At 60.0% G+C, this 22,592-nt stretch carries 17 protein-coding genes; 15 read left to right on the forward strand and 2 right to left on the reverse strand.

Annotated elements, in window-relative coordinates:
• Positions 1-21: 21 nt before the first annotated feature.
• The 8 genes from KXD86_RS15300 to pdxJ all read left to right on the forward strand — a co-directional run bounded on the left by KXD86_RS15300 (position 22) and on the right by pdxJ (position 8,954).
• Complete coding sequence (locus KXD86_RS15300) at positions 22-2,748, forward strand: bifunctional diguanylate cyclase/phosphodiesterase (protein ID WP_218637022.1); 2,727 nt, start codon at positions 22-24, stop codon at positions 2,746-2,748.
• A gap of 105 nt (positions 2,749-2,853) precedes the next feature.
• On the forward strand, positions 2,854-4,656 hold the full coding sequence (gene lepA / locus KXD86_RS15305; RefSeq protein ID WP_218637023.1) for a translation elongation factor 4: 1,803 nt from the start codon (positions 2,854-2,856) through the stop codon (positions 4,654-4,656).
• A gap of 11 nt (positions 4,657-4,667) precedes the next feature.
• On the forward strand, positions 4,668-5,468 hold the full coding sequence (lepB, locus tag KXD86_RS15310; RefSeq protein ID WP_218637024.1) for a signal peptidase I: 801 nt from the start codon (positions 4,668-4,670) through the stop codon (positions 5,466-5,468).
• 27 nt (positions 5,469-5,495) lie between these two features.
• Positions 5,496-5,885 (forward strand): DUF4845 domain-containing protein, encoded by a 390-nt coding sequence (locus tag KXD86_RS15315; RefSeq protein WP_218637025.1) that lies wholly within the window; start codon positions 5,496-5,498, stop codon positions 5,883-5,885.
• Complete coding sequence (rnc, locus tag KXD86_RS15320) at positions 5,882-6,571, forward strand: ribonuclease III (RefSeq protein WP_218637026.1); 690 nt, start codon at positions 5,882-5,884, stop codon at positions 6,569-6,571. Before KXD86_RS15315 ends, rnc begins: the two co-directional genes overlap by 4 nt.
• Complete coding sequence (gene era, locus KXD86_RS15325; RefSeq protein ID WP_218637027.1) at positions 6,571-7,488, forward strand: GTPase Era; 918 nt, start codon at positions 6,571-6,573, stop codon at positions 7,486-7,488. The genes rnc and era overlap by 1 nt, the downstream gene beginning before the upstream one ends.
• A 7-nt stretch (positions 7,489-7,495) precedes the next feature.
• Entirely contained in the window at positions 7,496-8,224 is a 729-nt protein-coding gene (gene recO, locus KXD86_RS15330; protein ID WP_218637028.1) for a DNA repair protein RecO, read from the forward strand.
• Positions 8,214-8,954: a pyridoxine 5'-phosphate synthase gene (gene pdxJ, locus KXD86_RS15335; RefSeq protein ID WP_218637029.1), complete on the forward strand. Its 741-nt coding sequence runs from the start codon at positions 8,214-8,216 to the stop codon at positions 8,952-8,954. Before recO ends, pdxJ begins: the two co-directional genes overlap by 11 nt.
• Before the next feature lie 24 nt (positions 8,955-8,978).
• On the opposite strand, the gene KXD86_RS15340 is transcribed toward pdxJ, so the two are convergent.
• Positions 8,979-11,855, reverse strand: coding sequence for an ATP-binding protein (locus KXD86_RS15340; protein WP_218637030.1), 2,877 nt, complete (start codon positions 11,853-11,855; stop codon positions 8,979-8,981).
• Positions 11,856-12,080: 225 nt separating this feature from the next.
• Between KXD86_RS15340 and cysM the strand changes: the two genes are divergently transcribed.
• From cysM to KXD86_RS15365, 5 genes are all read left to right on the forward strand, one after another.
• Entirely contained in the window at positions 12,081-12,974 is an 894-nt protein-coding gene (gene cysM / locus KXD86_RS15345; RefSeq protein WP_218637031.1) for a cysteine synthase CysM, read from the forward strand.
• A 29-nt stretch (positions 12,975-13,003) separates the two neighbouring features.
• On the forward strand, positions 13,004-14,353 hold the full coding sequence (gene rlmD / locus KXD86_RS15350; protein ID WP_218637032.1) for a 23S rRNA (uracil(1939)-C(5))-methyltransferase RlmD: 1,350 nt from the start codon (positions 13,004-13,006) through the stop codon (positions 14,351-14,353).
• 57 nt (positions 14,354-14,410) lie between these two features.
• On the forward strand, positions 14,411-16,648 hold the full coding sequence (gene relA / locus KXD86_RS15355; RefSeq protein WP_218637033.1) for a GTP diphosphokinase: 2,238 nt from the start codon (positions 14,411-14,413) through the stop codon (positions 16,646-16,648).
• On the forward strand, positions 16,645-17,502 hold the full coding sequence (mazG, locus tag KXD86_RS15360) for a nucleoside triphosphate pyrophosphohydrolase (protein ID WP_218637034.1): 858 nt from the start codon (positions 16,645-16,647) through the stop codon (positions 17,500-17,502). The genes relA and mazG overlap by 4 nt, the downstream gene beginning before the upstream one ends.
• Before the next feature lie 130 nt (positions 17,503-17,632).
• Positions 17,633-17,977: a pilin assembly protein gene (locus tag KXD86_RS15365; protein ID WP_218637035.1), complete on the forward strand. Its 345-nt coding sequence runs from the start codon at positions 17,633-17,635 to the stop codon at positions 17,975-17,977.
• Between the two features lie 109 nt (positions 17,978-18,086).
• Here KXD86_RS15365 and KXD86_RS15370 read toward each other — a convergent pair whose 3' ends face one another.
• Entirely contained in the window at positions 18,087-18,320 is a 234-nt protein-coding gene (locus tag KXD86_RS15370; RefSeq protein WP_218637036.1) for a hypothetical protein, read from the reverse strand.
• Positions 18,321-18,424: 104 nt separating this feature from the next.
• Here KXD86_RS15370 and ppc point away from each other — a divergent pair, with 104 nt between their 5' ends.
• Positions 18,425-21,070, forward strand: coding sequence for a phosphoenolpyruvate carboxylase (gene ppc, locus KXD86_RS15375; protein ID WP_218637037.1), 2,646 nt, complete (start codon positions 18,425-18,427; stop codon positions 21,068-21,070).
• A 57-nt stretch (positions 21,071-21,127) separates the two neighbouring features.
• Positions 21,128-22,498: an HDOD domain-containing protein gene (locus tag KXD86_RS15380; protein ID WP_218637038.1), complete on the forward strand. Its 1,371-nt coding sequence runs from the start codon at positions 21,128-21,130 to the stop codon at positions 22,496-22,498.
• Positions 22,499-22,592: the final 94 nt, after the last annotated feature.

Genomic DNA, 22,592 nt, shown 5'->3' on the forward strand with positions numbered 1-22,592 from the left:
CCATGGAACGGACCGGATCAGATGATGAACAAAAAGGATCTACCTCTCCGACAGCTGTTGGAATTTCGGAACGCGTGGGTCGCGTGGCTCGTTTTTGCCGTTGTAATTGCGATCACGATCGTTCTCTGGCAGGTGTCGATTCGCCTTGTTGATGACCGTACCCAGGCCCGTTTCCGGACCCAGTCTCTCCAGCTCAAAACTGCGATCGAAGAACGTCTGCTGAACTACGAGCAGGTGCTCGCGGGTAGTGCCGGTCTGTTTGCCGTGTCGGGCGATGTGTCTCGGGAGCAGTGGCGCGAATACATTGATAAGGTCGACATCAACCGTTACTACCCGGGCATTCAGGGAATTGGTTATGTCCGGCGCATTGGCGTACGTCAGATGGCGGATCACATTGCGTCGGTCCGGGCCGATGGCGTTCATAACTACCTGGTCAGCCCCTTGGGAACCGGCCCTTACTACTACCCGATGGTGTATCTCGAGCCCGGCACCGACCGGAATCGGCGGGCGTTGGGTTACGATGCCTTCAGTGATCCGGTTCATCGTCTTGCCATGGAGCAAGCCCGGGACGACGCGATACCGACGGTGACGGGTAAGGTGGTGCTGATCCAGGAGGAGCTTGCCGAGGATCAGGCCAGTTTCCTGATGTATTACCCGGTCTACCAGGGCGGGGACGTTCCGGAGATCCGGGCCGAACGGCGCATGATGCTGGCGGGCTACGTATTCAGTGCCTTCCGTATGAACAACCTGATCGACGGCATTGTCGGTCTGATCTCCCCCTTTCTCGACGTGCGCATCTACGACAACGGTGTGGTTGCCCGCGACACTCTGATGTACGGCTCCAACCTTGGGTCACTGGATAACGAGTTCAGTTTCGAAATGAGCCAGACCGTGACCGCGGGCGGGCGAGACTGGCTCCTGCAAACGCGCTCGACACCGGCTTTCGATTTCCTCGCGTCGGACCCGCGTCCTCCCATCGTGCTGGGCAGTGGTCTGGTCATCAGCGTCCTGTTGTTCCTGTTTGTGCTGGCGCTGATCCGTTCCCGCCTGATGGCGCAGATCAGTGCCGGCCGTTACCGCGCTATCACGGAAGGCGCCGCCAACGTCACGCTGGTCATGGATCGACACGGAGAGGCAATCTACGCGAGCCCGTCCAGTTTTGACATTCTCGGGTTTGACCCGGGCCAACTGCAATCACTGGCCCTCGAATCCCTCTCCCACGTTGATGACTGGCCTCAGTTGCTGAAGGGGTTTGAAGAATCCAAGGCGGCCCCGGGCAAACAGATGCCGGTGATTCGTGTGCGAATCCGGGATGCCGGTGGTCAGTGGCGCGACATGGAAGGGACCTTCACAGCCATGCTAAGCGTGCCGGGGGTTAACGGCGTGGTGCTCAGCCTGAGGGATCTGACGCAACTCAAGGCCGCCCAGTCCGAACTGCACCGCCTGGCGTTCTATGATCCGCTTACCGGGTTGGCGAACCGGCAGCTGTTCCGTGACCGGCTCAACCACGTGGTGCGCCGCAGCCGACGCAGCGGCGAGCCCGCGGCCCTGATGTTCCTCGACCTTGATGGTTTCAAGCGAATCAATGACACCCTCGGCCACGACTCGGGCGACGAACTGCTGTGTCAGGTCGCTGAGTGGCTGGAGGGCTGCGTTCGCGAAGAGGATTCCGTGGCTCGCCTCGGTGGTGACGAATTTGTGGTCCTGCTGTCCCGGATCAGCGGGCCCGATGCCGCAGGCAAGGTGGCCGAAACCATTCTGCGTCGCCTGTGCCAGCGCATTCGCCTGAATGACCACGAAGTCGGGATCACCGTCAGTATTGGCATCACCATGATTCCCCATGACAGCGAGGATTCGGGCACGCTGATGAAGTTTGCCGACCTGGCGATGTACCGGGCGAAGGAGCTGGGCCGTAACACCTACCAGTTCTTTACACCGGCGATGAATATCAAGGCTGCACGACGTCTGCTCCAGCAGGAAGAGCTGGCTACCGCGCTGGAAGGGGACCGGTTTGTCCTGCATTACCAGCCCAAGGTAGATCTGGCCACCGAACGGGTGATTGGTGTCGAGGCATTCCTGCGCTGGCATCATCCGGAAAAAGGGTTGGTGTCTGCCCAGCAGTTCATCGGACTGGCGGAAGAAACCGGTCTGATCGTACGCTTGGGTGAGATGGCGTTGCGCCAGGCCTGTATTCAGGTTCAGGCCCTGGAACGGGCGGGCTTCGAGTCCCTGAAAATGGCGGTTAACCTGTCGGTCCGGCAGCTCACCGACTCCGGGTTCCTCGACATGATCCGGCAGGTGATCACCGAGACCGGGGTGTCGCCGGAGCGTCTCGAGCTGGAGATGCCCGCGGAACTGCTGAACGAAGATCCCCGAACCCTGCGCGAGCTGCTGGTTTCGCTCCACGATCTGGGCGTCTGTCTGATTCTGGATGATTTCGGTACGGGATCCTGTTCGTTGGTGTCACTGCAGCAGCTGCCGCTGGATGTCATCAAGATTGATCACCGGTTCATCCGTGATATTCCCTACAACGTCAGTGCCACGGATGTTGCGTCCGCGGTCATCGCCCTGGCGCGCAAACTGCATCTGACGGTCGTGGCGGAAGGGGTCGAAACACCCCAGCAGCTCAGTTTCCTCAAGTCTTCCGGCTGCGCCCAGTGCCAGGGCAATCTGTTCAGCTATCCACTGGATGAAGACGCGCTGATTGGCTTCCTGATTCGGCAGTATGAAAAACCGCTGATTTCCTGATCATGGCAATGACAGCCGGTAACCGGTAAAATCACGCCGTTCCCGGTTCCCGGCAACGGCCCTTCCGGGCTCAATCCTTCGTCTTTTTATGAGTATTCATCGTCTGTGACTGAACTGAGCCGAATCCGTAACTTCTCCATCATCGCCCACATCGACCATGGTAAATCTACCCTTGCAGATCGTTTTATCCAGATCTGTGGTGGCCTGACGGACCGGGAAATGGCCGAACAGGTCCTGGATTCCATGGATCTGGAGCGGGAGCGCGGTATCACCATCAAGGCCCAGAGTGTCACGCTCAATTACACGGCGAAGGATGGTCACGTATACAAGCTGAATTTTATCGACACACCGGGGCACGTGGATTTCTCCTATGAGGTCTCCCGCTCCCTCTATGCCTGCGAAGGGGCCCTTTTGGTGGTTGATGCCGGCCAGGGTGTTGAAGCCCAGTCCGTCGCCAACTGTTACACCGCGATCGAGCAGGGCCTGGAGGTGGTTCCGGTCCTGAACAAGATGGACCTGCCCCAGGCTGAACCGGAGCGCGTGGCCGCGGAGATCGAGGACATCATCGGTATCGAAGCGTCTGACGCGGTGCGCTGCAGTGCCAAGAGCGGTCTTGGCGTTGAGGATGTGCTCGAGGATCTGATCAAGCGGATTCCGCCGCCCAAGGGGGACCGTTCCGCGCCCCTGCAGGCGCTGATCATCGATTCCTGGTTCGATAACTACCTGGGCGTGGTGTCGCTGGTCCGTGTGACCGAAGGCACCATGAAGAAGGGTGACAAGATCGTCATCAAGTCCACCGGCAAGAGCTGGAACGCGGACAAGGTCGGGATATTCAACCCGAAACCCAAGGATACCGATATTCTCCAGGCCGGCGACGTCGGCTTTGTGGTGGCGGGCATCAAGGACATTCACGGGGCTCCGGTGGGTGACACCATTGTGCACCAGAAGTTTGCCGAAGAAACCCCGATGTTGCCGGGGTTCAAGAAGGTAAAGCCCCAGGTCTATGCCGGTCTCTTCCCGGTCAGCGCCGATGACTACGACGATTTCCGGGACGCCCTCGAGAAACTGACCCTGAACGATGCCTCACTGTTCTTCGAACCCGAGAACTCGGATGCGCTCGGGTTCGGTTTCCGCTGCGGTTTCCTGGGCATGCTGCACATGGAAATCATCCAGGAGCGGCTTGAGCGGGAATACGACATTGACCTCATTACCACGGCCCCGACCGTAATCTATGAGGTAGTTACCAAGCAGGGTGAGACTCTCTCGGTAGACAACCCGTCCCGGCTTCCGGATATTGGGTCTATTGAGGAGATGCGCGAGCCGATTGTGGAGGCCAGCATCCTGGTTCCCCAGGAGCACCTGGGTAACGTCATTGCGCTGTGCGAGGAAAAGCGCGGCGTGCAGAAGAACATGCACTTCATGTCCACCCAGGTGCAGCTCACCTATGAGTTGCCGATGGCGGAAGTGGTGATGGATTTCTTCGATCGCATCAAGTCAGCAAGCCGGGGTTTTGCGTCGCTGGACTACCATTTCGTGCGGTTCCAGCCCGCCAACCTGGTCCGCCTGGATGTTCTGATCAATGGTGAGCGGGTGGACGCCCTCGCTCTGATCGTCCACAAGGAGCAGGCACACCACAAAGGGCGTCAGTTGATCGACAAGATGAAGGAACTGATCCCGAGGCAGATGTTTGATATCGCCATCCAGGCTGCCATCGGCACCCAGGTGGTGGCGCGGGTAACCGTCAAGGCCCTTCGCAAGAACGTAACGGCCAAGTGTTACGGTGGTGACGTGAGCCGGAAGAAGAAGCTGCTTCAGAAGCAGAAAGAGGGTAAGAAACGCATGAAGCAGCTGGGTAATGTCGAGGTGCCTCAGGAAGCGTTTCTGGCCGTGTTGCAAGTGGACAAATAAAAGGCACCTGGATGGATATTGATTTTCCCCTGGTTCTGGTAGTTCTGACCTTTGCCACAGGTCTGATCTGGCTGGCGGACAAATTGTTTTTGCGGGAGCGCCGTCTTGCTGCGGCACGTGCCAACGGCACGGCGTCCGAAGAGGCAATCGAGGACGAAGCCGAAGAACCGAAGGAACCGTATCTGGTTGACCTCAGCCGGTCGTTCTTTCCGGTGCTGGCCATCGTGTTGGTGCTCCGCTCCTTTCTGGTTGAGCCATTCCAGATTCCGTCCGGGTCGATGCTGCCAACACTGGAAGTCGGGGATTTCATTCTCGTCAATAAGTACGCCTATGGTCTGCGCCTGCCCGTCGCCGGCACCAAGATTCTCGAAGTCGGAGATCCGGAGCGTGGCGATGTCATGGTTTTTCGGTACCCGAAGGACGGCGAGACCAACTACATCAAACGGGTGATTGGGATGCCCGGGGACCGGATTCGCTACCGGGACAAGCAGCTGTATATCAACGGTGAAAAGGTTGAAACCCGGTTTGTCGCCCGTCTGCCCCCGGTGGAGTTGCGCCGTGAAGACCTCGGCGACGTTGAGCACGATATCTTCCTGACCATGGGGCGTCCCGGTGCCTCCGGCGAAGGCGAATGGGTCGTGCCGGAGGATCATTACTTTGTGATGGGCGATAACCGCGACAACAGCAACGACAGCCGGTACTGGGGTACGGTTCCCGACGAGCTGGTGGTGGGCAAGGCCTTCGGGATCTGGATGCACTGGAAATCACTTACCAGTCTGCCATCCTTTGACCGAGTGGGCGGCATTGAGTAATTCAAACGAGTCTGGAGTGCAGTAACAATGAAGAAAAACAAACTCTCCGCCATGGGGCGACAGGGCGGCGCCTCGGCATTGACCGTCATGGTCATGGTGCTGTTTTTCGGTGGCCTGCTGACGCTGCTGATCAAACTGGGCCCCGTTTACCTGGATGACATCACCATTCAGGAAGCCCTGGAAAGCCTGGATGGAACCGAGGGTTTGTCCAGCATGGGGCCGGCCCAGGTTCGCACGCTGATCAACAAGCGCCTGAGCGTGAACAATGTGCGCGGTTTTGATGCCAAGAATATTTCCGTCGAGAAAAACGGGGAGTTCGTGGTGATCGTTGTGGATTACGAGGTTCGCAATAATCTTTTCCGCAACGTGGATACCGTCGTCCACTTCAAGCATGAATACGAGATGAAGGGCAAGTGAGTTCGCAATCGGATCTGGACCAGTTACAGCGCCGCATAGGCTACCAGTTCAAATCGCCCGAGCGGCTTTTGCTGGCGCTCACCCACCGAAGTTATGGCAATCAGAATAACGAGCGCCTGGAGTTTCTCGGTGACTCCATCGTGAACATGGTGATTGCCGAATACCTGTTCCTGCACTTTGAAAAAGCCCGGGAAGGCCAGTTGAGCCGGTTACGTGCCCGAATGGTCAAAGGGGTTACCCTGGCGGAGATCGGACGCGAGTTCCAGCTCGGCAATTACCTCCGCCTGGGCTCGGGTGAACTCAAGAGTGGCGGTTTCCGCCGGGAGTCCATCCTGGCCGATGCGGTCGAGTCGATCATCGGCGCCATCTACCTCGACAGTGATTTTCACACCTGCCGGGAAAAGGTCCTGCAGTGGTTTGAACAGCGGCTCGAGAAGCTGGATCTCCAGGATACCCAGAAGGATCCCAAGACCCGCTTGCAGGAATACCTCCAGTCCCGCCAGTTTCCGTTGCCGCGTTACGACGTCATTTCCGTCGATGGCGAAGCCCACAACCAGACTTTCCATGTATCCTGTGCGTTGCCTTCACTGGACCGTAAGACGACCGGAACCGGCAGCAGCCGCCGTGTCGCCGAGCAACAGGCCGCCCGTAACGCCCTGCAAGAGCTGGGCGTGGAGAACCAGTAATGAACGATGTCATCCGTCCGGAAAACCCGGACAGTCGCTGCGGTTTCGTGGCGATTGTCGGTCGGCCCAATGTGGGCAAATCTACCCTGTTGAATCACATTCTCGGCCAGAAGCTGAGCATCACCTCCCGCAAGCCCCAGACCACCCGCCATCAGGTTTTGGGAATCAAGACCCAGGGCCCGGTGCAGGCCATCTACGTGGATACGCCGGGCATGCACGAGGAAGAGCCTCGGGCCCTGAATCGGTACATGAATAAGGCGGCGACATCCGCGCTGATCGACGTCGATGTGGTGGTATTCGTTATTGACCAACTGTCCTGGACCACGGCCGATGAAATGGTTCTGGAAAAGCTCAGCAAACTGACATGCCCGGTCATTCTCGCGGTGAACAAGGTCGACAAAATCGAGAAGCGGGAGGCGCTGCTGCCGCATCTGGATATGCTGTCCAAGAAGCGTGATTTTGCCGAAATCATTCCCTTGTCAGCCCTGAAGGAGACCAACCTGGCTCCCCTCGAAGAAGCTGTTGGCCGGTTTCTTCCGGAAAGTGTCCATTTCTACCCCGATGACCAGGTCACTGACCGCAGTGAGCGGTTCCTGGCGTCGGAGATCGTGCGCGAGAAAATTACCCGCCAACTGGGCGCCGAACTGCCGTATTCCGTTGCCGTGGAAATTGAGGAGTTCAAGCGGGACGGCAAGACTCTGCACATCTCCGCGCTCATTCTTGTCGAGCGGGAGGGTCAGAAGAAGATCATGATCGGTGACAAGGGCGAGCGCCTGCGCCGCATTGGTCAGGAAGCCCGGACCGACATGGAGCGGTTGTTTGACAGCAAGATCATGCTGCGACTGTGGGTCAAGGTCAAACGGGGCTGGGCCGACAGCGACCGGGCCCTGAAAAGCCTCGGAATGAACGACCTCTGAGGCGTTTATGAGGGGGCCGGAGCAGCAGGAGCCCGCCTACGTGATTCACCGCCGGCCGTGGCGGGAAACCAGTCTGATGGTGGACGTGTTTACCCTCAACCGTGGCCGCATGACCGTCATAGCCCGCGGAGCCAACAGCGCGAAGAGCCCACTCAAGGCCCAGTTGCAACCGTTCCAGCCACTGATGCTGGACTGGAGCGGGCGAGGGGACCTCAAGACACTCACCCACGTTGACGTGCGCAGCGGGCCCTCTCTGCATCGCACGGCCTCGCTTTACAGTGGTCTTTACCTCAATGAGTTGCTGCAGCGCATCATGCCGGCGGCGGATCCGCATCCAACGGTGTTTGCCGCCTACATTGATGCCCTGGCCAAACTGGCGGAAACGACCGATGTTGAACCGGTGTTGCGACGATTTGAGCGAGCCTTCGTTGCCGCGCTCGGTTTTGATTTTGCCTGGGACCGGGCAACGGACACCGGACAAACGGTCGAGCCGGATCAGGCGTATTGTTATGATCCGGAACAGGGCATCGTGGTAGCAGCGGGGCCGGGTGTTCGGCTGCAGAGCCTGTCCGGCGAGGTGTTGCTGGCCCTGGCTGCGGGCGATCTGGAAACGGATTCGTCCCGGCGTACTGCCAAACGCGTGATGCGTGTGCTAATCGATTACCTGCTGCAGGGGCGACCCCTGCACAGTCGCAGTTTATTCAGTCACCTTCGGGGAGAACGGCATGAATCCTAGAGTTTTACTGGGCGTCAACATCGATCATGTGGCCACCCTGCGCCAGGCCCGCGGGACCCGGTATCCGGATCCGGTGCAGGCGGCGCTGGTGGCAGAGGAAGCGGGTGCAGACGGCATCACCATCCACCCCCGTGAGGATCGGCGCCACATTCAGGATCGCGATGTGCTTCTGCTCCGGGAGACACTGCAGACCAAGATGAATCTCGAAATGGCGGTGACCGACGCCATGCTGGCGTTTGCCGAACAGGTGCGTCCGGAGTGTGTGTGCCTGGTTCCGGAGAAGCGTGAGGAATTGACGACCGAGGGCGGCCTGGATGTCGATGGTCAGGAGGCGCGGGTCGCCAAGGCATGCGAGCGCCTGGCCCGGCTCGGCTCGGAGGTGTCGCTGTTCATTGATCCGGATCCGGTCCAGATTGATGCCGCCGTGCGTTGTGGCGCGCCGGTGGTCGAGCTGCATACCGGCGAATACGCGGAAGCCAAAACCGCCGGTGAAACCGAGGCCGCCTTCAAGGTCATCGCCGATGCCGTGGCCTACGCCCGCAAGAAGGGGTTGATCGTCAATGCCGGGCACGGTCTGCACTATCACAACACCGAAAGGGTGGCGGCCATTCCAGGCATCAACGAACTGAACATCGGTCACGCCATCATCGCCCGTGCGGTGTTCACCGGACTGAAAGAGGCGGTGCGTGATATGAAGGCGATTCTGGATCTGGCCCGCGGTCGGGTCTGACTGCCAACCGGGCGGTTGCCTTCCTCAGGTGATTTCGGCCTGCTGGTGCTGTTCCCGGAAGAGTTGTTGCCAGTCGGTCTGGTCGCTCCAGATCTGCAGGCGCTCCATGGCTGAGACCAGTTGGTCTTTCTGGTGCTCGACGTCCGGCGCCGAGCATTTCAGCGCCGTTTCCAGGCGATTCGCGGCTGCCCGAAGCTCCGGAACCCCGCAGTAGCGAGTCGCTCCGTGCAGCTTGTGCACGCACTCCAGCAGGCCGTCCAGGTCGCCGTTTTTCCAGAACCCTTCGACTCGGGCCTGGTCGCTTCGCATTTGCTCAAGCAACATGCTGAACAGCTCCTCGGCGAGGTCGGCCTTGCCGGCAGCAAGTTGAATGCTTTCCTGAATGCTGACGCAATCCTGCTGCATCTTGCGCGTGGACGGTCGCATGGCGCGGCGGGTATCACGCACCTCGGGTACCGGAATCTGATCATTGCGTTCGGGCTTGTCACAGACGTAGCCGGTGTAGTCCCGGATGATGTCCGTTAACTGGGTGCTGCTGATCGGCTTGGGCATGTAGCCATCAAAGCCCTGCTGGATCAGGCGTTCCTGCTCGTCGGCAAGGGCGTGGGCCGTCAGGGCGATGATCGGGGTCCGGTGAGAAGCGGGGTCCATGTCCCGGAGCCGGGAGGTTGTTTCCACACCGTCCATCCCCGGCATCTGCAGATCCATGAAGACCAGGTCAAAGGGTTTCTGCCGGGCCTTGCTCAGCGCTTCGAACCCACTGGAGGCACCCTCGGCTTCAATCCGGCAGTCATTGAGCAGCGTCATCACCAGTTTCAGGTTGGCATCGTTGTCATCCACGGCCAGTACCCGGGGCACGTTGCCGGCTGGCAGATGGGCCACCGGCGTGTCGTACTCCAACGCCATTCGGCCGCCGGAGCTTATGCCGTGCACCAACAACAGCAGCTCGTCATAGAACGCATCCCGGCAGACCGGTTTGGTCAGGTGGCCGCTGGCGAGGCCTGAGAGCGCCTTGTCGTGGGTTTCCAGGGTCGGGGTCAGCAACAGGGTGCGGCAATCCCGCTCGATCTCGAGGGTACGGACCAGCCCGCAGTACTGGCTGGAGTTCAGCAGGTGCCGGGTGATTCCGATAATGGCCACGGCGTAGCCTGCCTGACTCTTCTGGGCCTCTTCAATCTGCTCCTGCATGGCGCCGGGGGAGGCCACACGGTCGACGGTCATGCCCCAGTCCCTGAGCAGGTGTTCCACCGCCAGTCCCGTGGTTTTCTGTTGCTCGAGATAGATCACACGTTCACCCCGGAGGGCATCCCTCGGGGCGATGGCTTCGCCGTTGGCAGACAGTTCGGAGGTCAGGGTAAACCAGAACGTGGAGCCCTTGCCCAGTTCGCTTTCCAGGCCGATCTTGCCACCCATTTCTTCCACCAGCCGTTTGGAAATAGCCAGTCCCAGCCCGGTGCCGCCGTACTGTCGGGCGGTTGATGCATCGGCCTGGCTGAAGGCGTTAAACAGTGACTGCTGTTGAGCCCTGGAAAGTCCAACGCCGGAATCGGTAATGCTCAAACGCAGTGTGACCCGGTTGCTGTCCTTCTCTTCTTCTTCAAGGCTTGCCCTGAGTACCACTTCGCCGGTCTGGGTGAACTTGATCGCGTTGTTGACCAGGTTGGTAATCACCTGTTTCACCCGAAGGGGATCGCCCATGATGTTGTCCGGCACGTCGTTATACACCAGCGGCACCAGGTCCAGATTCTTGGCGTGGGCGGCGGGGGCCAGCATTACCATCACCTCTTCGACGATGTCGCGAAGCTGGAACGGCACGCGGTCGAGAATCAGCTTGCCGGCTTCGATCTTCGAGAAGTCCAGGATGTCATTGATGATGGTCAGCAGGATCTCGGAGGACTTGCGGATGGTGCTCAGGTGATCCCGCTGTTGGCGGGGCAGGGGGCTTTTGAGCAGCAGTTCGGTAAACCCGATGATGCCGTTCAGCGGAGTACGGATTTCGTGGGACATGTTGGCCAGGAACTCGGACTTGATACGGCTGGCCTCAAGGGCCTCCTTGCGGGCAAAGTCCAGTTCGATGTTCTGGATCTCGATGGTCTCGAGGGTTTCCCGGAGATCTTCGGTCGCCTGGTCAATGTTCTGCTGCATCTCGGCCTGGGCCTTGCTCAGCTCCTCAGCCATGGCGTTCAGGCCAGATTCCAGTTGCTCGAATTCCGGGCCGGCCCCGGTGAAGACTCGGGTATCGAGCTTGCCTTCCTTGAGCTTGGCAACGGCTTCATTCAGCTCGAAAACCGGATCAGTGAAGGCCCGGCTAAGACGGAGGGCAATGGCAAGGCTGATAACCACGCCGCCGAGTACCAGCAGGAGCGAAATCAACAGGGCCTTGTAGGTTTCCTTTTCGGTGCGGACATGGGACATCTCGACGGCTACCCACCCCAATGGCGCGTTGGGCCGGGCCATTGATTCCCGGGCATCGGGGTCGAGAATGGTTTCGAGCATCAGGTCTTGCAGGGTGACCGGGGTGACAAAGCGGGTGCTGTCCTCGCGGTGCACGCGGGTTGCCGTTTCAGCGGGCAGTTCCTCGGCCGAGAGGCCGTCGGAACTGCCCGGCCCGGTATGCAGCAGCCGGGCTCCGTCACTGCCAAAGAACGTGATGGAGCGTACATCCTGCTCTTCCAGCAGGGCATTGGACAGGCTGCTCAACAGGCTTCGGTTGGCGGTAAACAGGCCGTACTCGGAGCCGGCCGCCAACTGACGGGAGAGAGATTCTCCCCGGTCCTTGAGCAGGCTCTCAATGTTGTTGACCCAGCTGTAGGTAAAAAACATACCCAGCATGAGTGTGGTGAGCAGGGTGGGGACCAGAGTCACCACCAGTACTTTTTTGCGAATGCCCCAGCGTCGCATACCCTGTTCCTGAATGATTGCCTGGGCCCCGGGTGCAATTCCGGGGTCACGTCCTTGTCAGAATAGATGATCCGGAGGCCATTGACTGAGGTATTAGTCCCACGGCCGCCGGATATTGTGATTTGGTTATAGCCACCGGTCATGGATATAGCTAGAAGCTGTATTGGGAGACTGCGGTCATAACGCGTATCATGCGAACGCAAAAGTGTACCACAGGGTAATGATATGAATTTCCCCACGATTGAAGATTATGTCGGGCATACCCCCCTGGTTCGCCTGCAGCGCCTTCCCGGTGAGACATCCAACACGATCCTCGCAAAGCTCGAAGGCAACAACCCTGCGGGCTCCGTGAAAGACCGGCCTGCAATCAGCATGATTCAGGAAGCGGAACGCCGCGGCGAGATCAAGCCAGGCGATACCCTGATTGAGGCAACCAGCGGAAATACCGGCATTGCCCTCGCCATGGCTGCTGCCATCAAGGGGTACCGGATGGTACTGATCATGCCGGCCAATATGAGTGAAGAACGGCGGGCATCCATGCGGGCCTATGGCGCGGAAATCGTGACCGTGAGCAAGGAAGAGGGCATGGAGACGGCCCGGGACCTGGCGCTGCAGATGGAAGCCGAAGGCAAAGGCAAGGTTCTCGACCAGTTCAGCAATGCCGACAATCCGCTGGCCCATTACCGCACGACCGGGCCCGAAATCTGGGGCCAGACCGAAGGCCGGGTGACTCACTTTGTCAGCTCCATGGGCACGACCGGTACCATCATGGGCGTTTCCCGTTACCTTAAGGAGCGCAACCCGGATATCCGTATCATCGGGCTGCAGCCCAAAGAGGGTGCCGCGATTCCGGGCATCCGTCGCTGGCCGGAAGAGTACCTGCCGAAAATTTACGACGCGACCCGGGTGGACCAGGTGCTCGATATTGGCCAGGAAGAGGCGGAAAATACCATGCGTGCCCTGGCGTCGGAGGAAGGGATCTTCTGCGGTGTGTCATCGGGCGGTTCCATTGCCGCGGCACTGAAACTTTCCGAGCAGGTTGAAAACGCCGTTATCGTTGCCATCATCTGTGACCGTGGCGACCGCTATCTGTCCACCGGCGTCTTCCCCGGCGCCTGAACCGGACCCTTTCATCAAGAGAATCCAGTATGAGTAGACGACGCCGGAAGGCGCTTCCCAAGGAGCCTGTGCGCTGTGACATTGAAAAACTGAGTCACGACGGCCGAGGAATTGCCCGACAGGACGGCAAAACCCAGTTTGTGGACGGTGCCCTGCCGGGTGAAACCGTCATGGCCAAAGTGGTGAGCACCCGAAGCAAGTTTGACGAGCTGAGGACCCTGGAGGTGCTTGAGGGCGTTGCGGAGCGCCAGACGCCTCCGTGTGAATTTGCCGACCTCTGTGGTGGCTGCAGCCTCCAGCATATGAGCGGCGATGCCCAGATCCGGTTCAAGGAAGAAACCTTGCGGGAGCATTTTGCCCATTTTGGAGGCATCGAGCCGGAAGAGTGGGTGGCGCCGATGCGCTCCGAAGATAGCCTGGGGTACCGCCGCAAGGCCCGTCTGGGGGTACGTTACGTTCCAGCGCGGGAATCGGTGCTGGTCGGTTTTCGTGAGAAGCGGAACAGCTTCCTCACCGATATCGATAAATGTGTGGTGATGGATCCGCGAATTGGCGAGCGGATTCTGCCCCTGCGAGAGATGCTCCATAGCCTCGACGCCTACAACCGGATTCCGCAGGTGGAAGTGGCCTGTGGCGACGATGAGGCGGTGATGGTGTTCCGCAACATGGATGAGCTGAGCGGGGACGACCGGGGCCGCCTGATTGCGTTTGGACAGGCCCACGATTTGCATATCTACCTGCAGCCGAAAGGGCCGGACACGGTACACCGGATCTGGCCTGCGTCCGACGGTCCGGCCGATGAGCGGTTGAGTTACCGGCTGGACGAATTCGACCTGACCATGAAGTTCCATCCCATGGACTTTACCCAGGTCAATGCGGGGATCAATCGCACCATGGTACACAGGGCTGTCGAATGGCTTGATGTTCAGCCTGGCGAGCGCGTGCTCGACCTGTTTTGCGGTCTCGGCAACTTTACGCTGCCGCTGGCGCGCAAAGGTGGCCAGGTCGTCGGCGTGGAAGGCGATGACGCCATGGTGGTTCGCGGCCGCGAAAATGCGGAGCTCAATGGCCTGGACAACGTTGCCTTTCATGGCGCCGATCTGCACGGGGATTTCACCGGCCAGAGCTGGGCCAAAGAGGGGTTCGACAAGATCCTGATTGATCCACCGCGTTCGGGTGCGGAAGAAATCTGCAAGTACCTGACCGCGTTTGGAGCCAACCGGATCGTTTACGTATCGTGCAATCCGGCCACCCTGGCGCGGGATGCCGGGGTCATGGTGCGCAACGGTTATCGGCTTGTACGCGCCGGTGTGATGGACATGTTCCCCCATACCACCCATGTAGAATCCATCGCCCTGTTTGAGCGGGATTCCGACTGACGGAAGAGAGACGCCCCAGGGATGGGAGCGGGAACCAGCAAAAATGGCAAAACCGATATGGTAAAAGTTCGCGAAGACTATGCATTGACCGGTGACGGCGAAGTGGACATCGAACGATGGGTCCAGACGATCGCTGCCCAAACCCATCTGGACGATGTCGATCAGTTTCGCAAAGCCTGTGAGAAGGCAGCGGAGATCGACCTTCAGGCGTTTCGCGAAGACCGACTTTGGGCGCCGGGGTCCAGCAGCTTCCGAATTGGCATTGAAATGGCGCAGGTGCTTGCGGAGCTGCATCTGGACCAGGCCAGCCTCGTTGCCGCTATTCTGTACCGGGCGGTGCGGGAAGAGCGTGTCCCGCTGGACGACGTGCGCAAGGAATTCGGCGATGAGATCGCCGGGCTGATCAACGGTGTTCAGCAGATGGCGGCGATTTCGTCCATCCATCACCCCCTCAAGGGGAATGTCCTGGGGCAGAGTGAGGGCCAGCTCGACAACGTCCGCAAAATGCTGGTTACCATGATCGATGACGTGCGGGTCGCCCTGATCAAACTGGCCGAGCGCACCTGCGCGATCCGGGCGGTCAAGAACGCGCCGGAAGAGAAGCGCATGCGGGTAGCGCGCGAGGTGTTCGATATATACGCCCCGCTGGCCCACCGCCTCGGGATTGGTCATATCAAGTGGGAGCTGGAGGATCTGTCCTTCCGCTACCTGCACGAGACCGCCTACAAGAAAATCGCCAAGCTGCTGGATGAAAAGCGGCTGGACCGGGACGACTACATCAAGCGTGTGATCGACACCCTGCACAAGGAGCTGGAGGATTCCGGCATCGTCGGCGACCTGTCGGGCCGGGCCAAGCACATCTACAGTATCTGGCGAAAAATGCGGCGCAAGGGCATCGACTTCTCCCAGGTCTACGATGTTCGCGCGGTCAGGATTCTGGTGCCCGAGGTTCGCGACTGCTACGCCGCACTCGGGATCGTTCACAGCCTGTGGCGCCACATTCCCAACGAGTTTGACGATTACATCGCCAACCCCAAGGAGAACGGGTACCAGTCATTGCACACGGCGGTGATTGGCCCCGAGGGCAAGGTGATGGAAGTCCAGATCCGCACCCATAAAATGCACGAGGAAGCAGAGCTGGGCGTGTGTGCTCACTGGCTGTACAAGGGTACCGACAGGGGGAACAAATCCACTGGCTACGACGCCAAGATCAACTGGTTGCGCCAGGTGTTGGAATGGCAGGAAGATCTGGGCGACCTCTCTGGCCTTGCTGATCATCTCAAATCCGATGTCGCGTCGGACCGGGTCTATGTGTTTACCCCGGAGGGTCACGTGGTGGACCTTCCCCAGGGTGCCACACCGGTCGACTTTGCCTACCGGGTGCACACGGAGATCGGTCACGCCTGTCGCGGCGCGCGGGTCAACAACCGGATCGTGCCGCTGACCTACCCGCTGAAAACCGGCGATCAGATCTTCATCCTGACGTCGAACAACCCGGCACCCAGCCGGGACTGGCTGAATCCGAGCCTGGGGTACGTGCAGACCTCCCGGGCGCGGGCCAAAGTAACCCACTGGTTCAAACAGCAGGATCGTGGCCGCAACATCATCGACGGACGCGCCATTCTGGAGGACGAATTCAAGCGCCTGTCGCTGTACGACGTGAATCTGAACGAGTTGGCGGAGAAGGTGAACTATCACGGGGCCGAGGACATGTTCGCCGCGATTGGTGCCGGCGATCTCCGGCCTGCCCATGTTGCCCACGTCGCCCAGCAGATGCTGGAGCCCAAATCCGAGCAACTGGATCTGAAGTTCAGTGCCCAGCGCCACAAGCCCTATGACACTGCAACCGACATCCAGATTCAGGGCGTTGGAAAACTCAAGACCCAGGTCGCCAAGTGCTGCAAGCCGCTCCCGGGGGATCCCATCGGCGGGTACATCACGGTCGGGCGTGGGGTCACCGTGCATCGCCAGGATTGCCTGACCTTCCTGAACCTGCGGGAGTTCGAGCCCAACCGGATCATCGAGGTCAGTTGGGGGGGCAAGCCGGCCGCTGTGTACCCGGTGGATATTCAGATCGAGGCTTATGACCGGTCTGGGCTGTTGCGCGACATCACCCAGGTACTTTCTGCCTCGAAGAGTGATGTGCTGGCGCTCAATACCCTGAGCAACCAGGACGAGAATACCGCCACCATGACCGTAACGGTGGAAATTTCGAGCCTGGAACAACTGGCCCGGCTGCTGGCGCAAATACGCAACCTGCCCAATATCATCGATGTGAGGCGCAAGCGCGGATGAGCTATTCCATAGACGATCTGAAAACCCTGATGGCGCGGCTCCGGGACCCGGAGACCGGCTGCCCGTGGGACACCAGGCAAACCTACGCTACCATCGTTCCGCACACGCTTGAGGAGGCCTACGAAGTCGCGGACGCCATCGAGCGCGAGGACTTTCCCCACCTGAAGGACGAATTGGGGGACCTGCTGTTCCAGGTGATTTTCTATGCCCAGATCGGCAAAGAGGACGGGCATTTCGATTTTGACGGTGTCGTCGACAACCTGGTTCACAAGCTGGTTCGCCGTCATCCTCACGTGTTCCCGGAGGGCACGCTGGATAGCCGGATCGATCCGGACAATCGGCCGGACGAGGCCTGGATCAAGGAGAGTTGGGAGCGTATCAAAGCCGAGGAGAGAGCTCTGGTTCCGCCTTCGGATGCGCCCGTCAGTCGGCTCGATGGCATTGCCCGTACCCTGCCGGCGATGGCGCGGGCCGAAAAGCTTCAGAAGCGGGCGGCCAGGCACGGCTTCGACTGGCCGGACATCGGACCCGTCTTCGACAAGCTCCATGAGGAAATCGATGAACTCAAGGAAGCCTGGCATGCGGCCCAGACCGGAACTGGTGATCCGGATGCCGTGGAGGACGAGCTGGGCGACCTGTTGTTTGTGTGTGTCAATCTGGCACGTTTCATGAAGGTCAATCCTGAGCAGGCCCTCAAGCGCACCAATCACAAATTTGATGCCCGGTTCCGGGCCATTGAGCGGGTGCTCATGCGCGAAGGCCGCGACATGGACGAGGAATCCCTCGAAGCGCTGGACGCCGTGTGGCAGGCGGTCAAGGGCGTGGAAAAGGGGAGCTCCGGGAACAGAGAATAGGGCCACGGTAAGTACAATCCGTTACCAATTACCAGGTTCCCGCCGCAGCCGCTTCGTCTACACTTCGGGGAACGGACGCACTGATTCCGTGCGCCGTGCGCCATCAATAAGATGCAGGAGTGAAGGCACCATGAAAATCAAGGATCTGGTCAATTATTGGGACAAGCATGCTCGCGGACGGTTGACCCGCGACGCCTACTTTATGGCGTTGTCCGACCAGCATCACAAGCGTTTGGAGAAACTGGCAGCGCTCTATCCAATGAAATCGCCCCAGGACCTCATGCGGGACCTGATTTCGGCAGCGCTGGATGAAATGGAGACCCGTTTCCCCTATGTTCAGGGTACCAAGGTGGTGGCTTATGATGAGGATGGCTTTGAGATCTATGAGGATCGGGGCCTGACCCCCAGGTTCGTGAGTCTTAGCCAGAAGCATATCCAGCGTCTCAAGGCCCGTCAGCTGGAATCGGTGGCCTGATCGGCTGACCGCCCAGGGCCTGTTCAGGGTCGTTCAACGGAGTGGCGTCCGCCACTCCGATCGTATTCCCTTCGCTCTGTACTTTTCGCCCTGACGGATTTCGGGCGTCTTACTTTTCTTTGGTTTCCAGCCGATCTTTCAGGGGGCTCTGGCGCACCAGATCGTCCAGGGCGGCGCCGATCATGTCGTTGAGAATGTCACTCTCACTGCGATCCGGATAGAGTTCGGCCAGGGCGGCAATTCGCGCTGCATCCTCCAGCGGCAGTCGCAGGTTGTAATCGTGAGTCCGCTCGACGGGCTCTTTCTGCTTTTCCCAGTGCTTGGGCAGATCAGTTACTTTCATGGGTACTCCTTGCGGCCAGAGGCTTGAAACGCCAATAGACTTTCTCGGCTATTCCTTAGTATCGTAAGTTTACTTTGCCTCCGTCAATTCAAAAGGACGTCAATGTGACTGAGCTACATCCCGATCTTCGAGAGAATGTACGTATGCTGGGGGAATTGCTGGGACAGAGTATCCAGCGCTACCCCGGGCAGGAGTGTTACGAGCTGATCGAGGAGATCCGTGCGGCGGCCAAGGGAGACCGGAAGCAGGAGAGTGGCTCCGGGCAGCGCCTGGTGAGTCTTCTGCGCAAGCTGAGCGATGACGAATTGCTGCCGGTCACCCGGGCGTTTAACCAGTTCCTCAACCTCGCCAACCTGGCGGAACAATACCACGGGATCCGTCGTAAGCGAGGTCACCAATCGGACCTGATGGTGGAGTCCCTGGGAGAGGTGTTCGACCGTCTGAAGGCCGGCGGCGTCAGTCCTGAGCAACTGCACGAGCGGGTGGCCGACCTGCGCATCGAGTTCGTGTTGACGGCTCACCCGACGGAAGTCGCGCGCCGGACCCTGATCATGAAGTACGACGAGATGTCCGAGTGTCTGGGGCGACTGGACCACGACGACCTGATGCCGGCAGAACGCGAGGAGGTGGTTGATCGGCTCTCGCGGCTTGTGACCGAGGCCTGGCACACCGACGAAATTCGCCACGAACGGCCAACCGCCGTGGACGAGGCCAAATGGGGCTTCGCCGTCATCGAAAACAGCCTCTGGCAGGCCCTGCCACGTTTCCTCAGCAGTCTCGACGCCGCCCTGGTCGATTCGACCGGCCGGGGCTTGCCGCTGCAGGCCTCGCCCATTCGCATCGCCTCGTGGATGGGTGGGGATCGGGATGGCAACCCCAACGTCACTCATCAGGTTACCCGACAGGTTTTCCTGCTCGGCCGCTGGATGGCGGCTGACCTGTACTTGCGGGACATTCAGGCCTTACGCGCGGAGCTGTCCATGTGGCAGGCCAGCGCCGAGCTCCGGGAACGCGTGGGTGATGCCCGGGAACCCTATCGTCAGGTGCTGGCCGAGTTGCGCGAACGCCTTGTCAAAACCCGTGACTGGGCGGAGGCCAGCGTGAATGGCGAGCCTGCCGATGCCAACGGGATCCTGTTCGAGAATGAAGATCTCACCGGGCCCCTGGAACTGTGCTACCGGTCGCTGGTGGAATGCGGGCTGGAAACAATCGCCAACGGCCCGTTGCTGGATACCATTCGCCGGGCCCACACCTTCGGATTGCCCTTGATTCGTCTGGACATTCGTCAGGAAGCCTCCCGCCATGCCGAGGCGGTTGCCGAGATGGTGAATTACCTTGGTCTGGGCGACTACCTGTCCTGGTCGGAAACCGATCGGCAGGCATTTCTGGTGAAGGAGCTCCAGGGCCGGCGGCCCCTGGTGCCACGCAACTGGGAGCCCTCGGAGCAAGTGCGCGAAGTACTGGCAACCTGCGAAGTGGTTGCCCAGCAGACGCCCCAGGCACTGGGATCGTACGTCATCTCCATGGCAAGCAAGCCGTCGGATGTGCTCAGCGTCATCCTTCTGCTCCGGGAATCCGGAATGAAGTACCCCATGAGGGTGGTTCCCCTGTTCGAGACCCTGGACGACCTTCGAGGGGCTCCGGACAGCATGGCGGCCCTCTACGAAGTCGAATGGTACCGGGAATACTGCCGGGGGCGTCAGGAAGTCATGATCGGTTACTCCGATTCTTCCAAGGACGCTGGCCAGTTGATGGCTGCCTGGGCTCAGTATCAGGCCCAGGAACAGCTGACCAAGATTGCCAATCAGTACGGTGTGCACCTGACCCTGTTCCACGGTCGTGGCGGAACAGTGGGGCGCGGCGGCGGTCCCGCCAATCGGGCGATCCTGTCCCAGCCGCCGGGTTCGGTGAACGGCAGTTTCCGGATCACCGAGCAGGGTGAAATGATTCGCTTCAAGTTTGGTCTGCCGCACCTGGCGGTGCAAAGCCTGACGCTGTACACCACCGCGGTGATAGAGGCGACATTGGCTCCGCCGCCCGTACCCGAGCCCGAGTGGCGCGACACCATGGACTGGCTGACCGAGCGGTCTCTCGCGGCCTACCGCGAGGTAGTCCGGGAGAACCCGGACTTCGTGCCCTATTTTCGCCAGGTCACGCCGGAGCAGGCGCTGGGCAAGCTCGCGCTCGGCAGCCGACCGGCGCGACGCAAAGCCACGGGCGGGGTGGAGAGTCTGCGGGCTATTCCGTGGATCTTTGCCTGGACCCAGATGCGACTGATGCTGCCCAGTTGGTTGGGCAGCGATGTAGCGTTGGAAGCCGCGGCCCAGGACAACCGCCTGCCGGTCCTTCGCGACATGATGAGGGGGTGGCCGTTCTTCCGGACGTACGTGGATATGCTGGAAATGGTGTTGGCCAAGTCCGATCTCCGGATTGCCAGCTATTACGAAAAGACCCTGCTGGACGACGAAAACCTGCAGACCCTCGGGGCCGACTTGCGGGAGCGTTTGCAGCGCTGCATCCACCGATTGCTGGAGCTGAAGGAGCAAACGGACCTGCTGGAAGACGAGCCGGTGTTTGCTCACTCCATGCGGGTACGCAACCCCTATACCGATCCTCTGCATTACCTGCAGGCGGAGCTGCTCCGGCGCAATCGGGAAAGCGAAGACAAGGGTGAAGTGCCTGAGCTGGTCGAGCGGGCGCTCAAGGTGACCATGGCAGGAATTGCTGCGGGCATGCGCAACACCGGTTAAGCTAGGGACCATCGAACAGGTGGCGGCACCACGCCCCAAGAAAAACAGGAGTAAGCTGTGGCTCTAGCTGCGCGACTGGAACGATTTCTTGCCCGAAAGGGCTTGCCCTACACGGATCTTCGGATCGACCAGGTGGCCAATCTTGACGCAGCGGTAATCGCCTCCGGGCAGCCACAGGCGGACTTCATCCAGGCGACCCTGCTGATCGACATCAGCGGTGTCGTCATGGCCGTGCACAAGTTCGACAGTTCACTGGACATGGACGCGGTCCATCAGCTTACCGGACGCAATCTGCAGCCGCTGACCGCGCGCCAGACCATGAGGTTGTTCAGTGACTGTGATCCCGGCTTCATCCCCCCAATCGGTGCGGCGTACGACCTACCGGTTTTGGTGGACGAGGACGTAGCCCGGGCGGAGCGGGTCCTCTTATCCGGTGGAACCGATCACGGGCTGTTGGACATGGAGGGGCGCCACCTGAGACTTGCCCTGGCCGGAGGCAGAACCGGACACCTGGTGATTCGGGGGCAGGGCAACGGTGATCGCACGGCGCTCACCCTGGATGAAGTCGCCGATAAGCTCCAGCAGCTCTATCGACTCCCGCCCATGCCGGCGCTTGCTTTGCGAATCCTTCGTTTGACCGCCAACACCGAAGCCACCGCCCGGGAGCTTGCGGAGCTGATCGAGTTCGATCCCAGCCTTACGGCCCAGATCATGCGCTACGCCCGTTCAGCCCTGTTCAACTACCCGGGGCAGATCAACTCGGTTCAGGAAGCGGTCACGCGGGTTCTTGGGTTCGACCGGGTGGCTCACATCGCTCTGGGTATCGCCTCGGTGCGGGCATTCGACGTGCCGCGCAAGGGTATGCTGGGCATGGACAATTTCTGGCGCCACTCCCTGTACTGCGCATTCCTGTGCCAGAGCCTGGCGCCCCATTGTGGCGTCGACAAAGGGCTGGCCTACCTGTGTGGTCTCCTGCACAACTTCGGTCTGTTGCTGGTGGGGCACCTGTTCCCGGCCGAATTCGAGGAGCTGAATGCCCTGCGCGAGGCCAACCCTGAGGCCAGCATGCATTCGCTGGAACAGCAGGTGTTCGGGCATGCCCAAAATGAACAGATTCTTGCCGTCGGCCATGGCGCCATTGGCGGGATCCTGCACCGGCTCTGGCAGTTACCGGATCCGGTGGTCAAGTCAGCGGGCATGCATCAGCATGCCAGTTATCATGGCGAGCACGAGCAGTACGTGTTGATGGTTCAGCTGGCCAATGCCCTGCTCAAGGCACGAGGTATTGGCGACGAATTCAACGCCGACGACATCCCCTCTCTCCTTGAGGGACTTGGGCTTGCGCCCGGGGTGGTGGACGATCTGGAACTTGAGATCGATCGCGTTGCCCCGGATCTGGACGCGCTGGCCACATCCCTGTCATCCTGAGTCCGCAGGCCATTCCTGGGCTAAGATGCCCGGTCGCGGTGCATGATACGGAGGTCGACTTTCTCTAAGGAGGCTGACTTCGTATAATGCGCGT

Source organism: Marinobacter arenosus (assembly GCF_019264345.1).
Taxonomy (GTDB): Bacteria; Pseudomonadota; Gammaproteobacteria; order Pseudomonadales; family Oleiphilaceae; genus Marinobacter; species Marinobacter arenosus.

Bases quoted from the DNA above. Each gene is read 5' to 3' on its own strand.
- KXD86_RS15300 (WP_218637022.1), top strand. From the start codon at position 22: ATGATGAACAAAAAGGATCTACCTCTCCGACAGCTGTTGGAATTTCGG.
- lepB (WP_218637024.1), top strand. From the start codon at position 4,668: ATGGATATTGATTTTCCCCTGGTTCTGGTAGTTCTGACCTTTGCCACA.
- KXD86_RS15315 (WP_218637025.1), top strand. From the start codon at position 5,496: ATGAAGAAAAACAAACTCTCCGCCATGGGGCGACAGGGCGGCGCCTCG.
- era (WP_218637027.1), top strand. From the start codon at position 6,571: ATGAACGATGTCATCCGTCCGGAAAACCCGGACAGTCGCTGCGGTTTC.
- recO (WP_218637028.1), top strand. From the start codon at position 7,496: ATGAGGGGGCCGGAGCAGCAGGAGCCCGCCTACGTGATTCACCGCCGG.
- pdxJ (WP_218637029.1), top strand. From the start codon at position 8,214: ATGAATCCTAGAGTTTTACTGGGCGTCAACATCGATCATGTGGCCACC.
- KXD86_RS15340 (WP_218637030.1), bottom strand. From the start codon at position 11,855: ATGCGACGCTGGGGCATTCGCAAAAAAGTACTGGTGGTGACTCTGGTC.
- cysM (WP_218637031.1), top strand. From the start codon at position 12,081: ATGAATTTCCCCACGATTGAAGATTATGTCGGGCATACCCCCCTGGTT.
- rlmD (WP_218637032.1), top strand. From the start codon at position 13,004: ATGAGTAGACGACGCCGGAAGGCGCTTCCCAAGGAGCCTGTGCGCTGT.
- relA (WP_218637033.1), top strand. From the start codon at position 14,411: ATGGTAAAAGTTCGCGAAGACTATGCATTGACCGGTGACGGCGAAGTG.
- mazG (WP_218637034.1), top strand. From the start codon at position 16,645: ATGAGCTATTCCATAGACGATCTGAAAACCCTGATGGCGCGGCTCCGG.
- KXD86_RS15365 (WP_218637035.1), top strand. From the start codon at position 17,633: ATGAAAATCAAGGATCTGGTCAATTATTGGGACAAGCATGCTCGCGGA.
- KXD86_RS15370 (WP_218637036.1), bottom strand. From the start codon at position 18,320: ATGAAAGTAACTGATCTGCCCAAGCACTGGGAAAAGCAGAAAGAGCCC.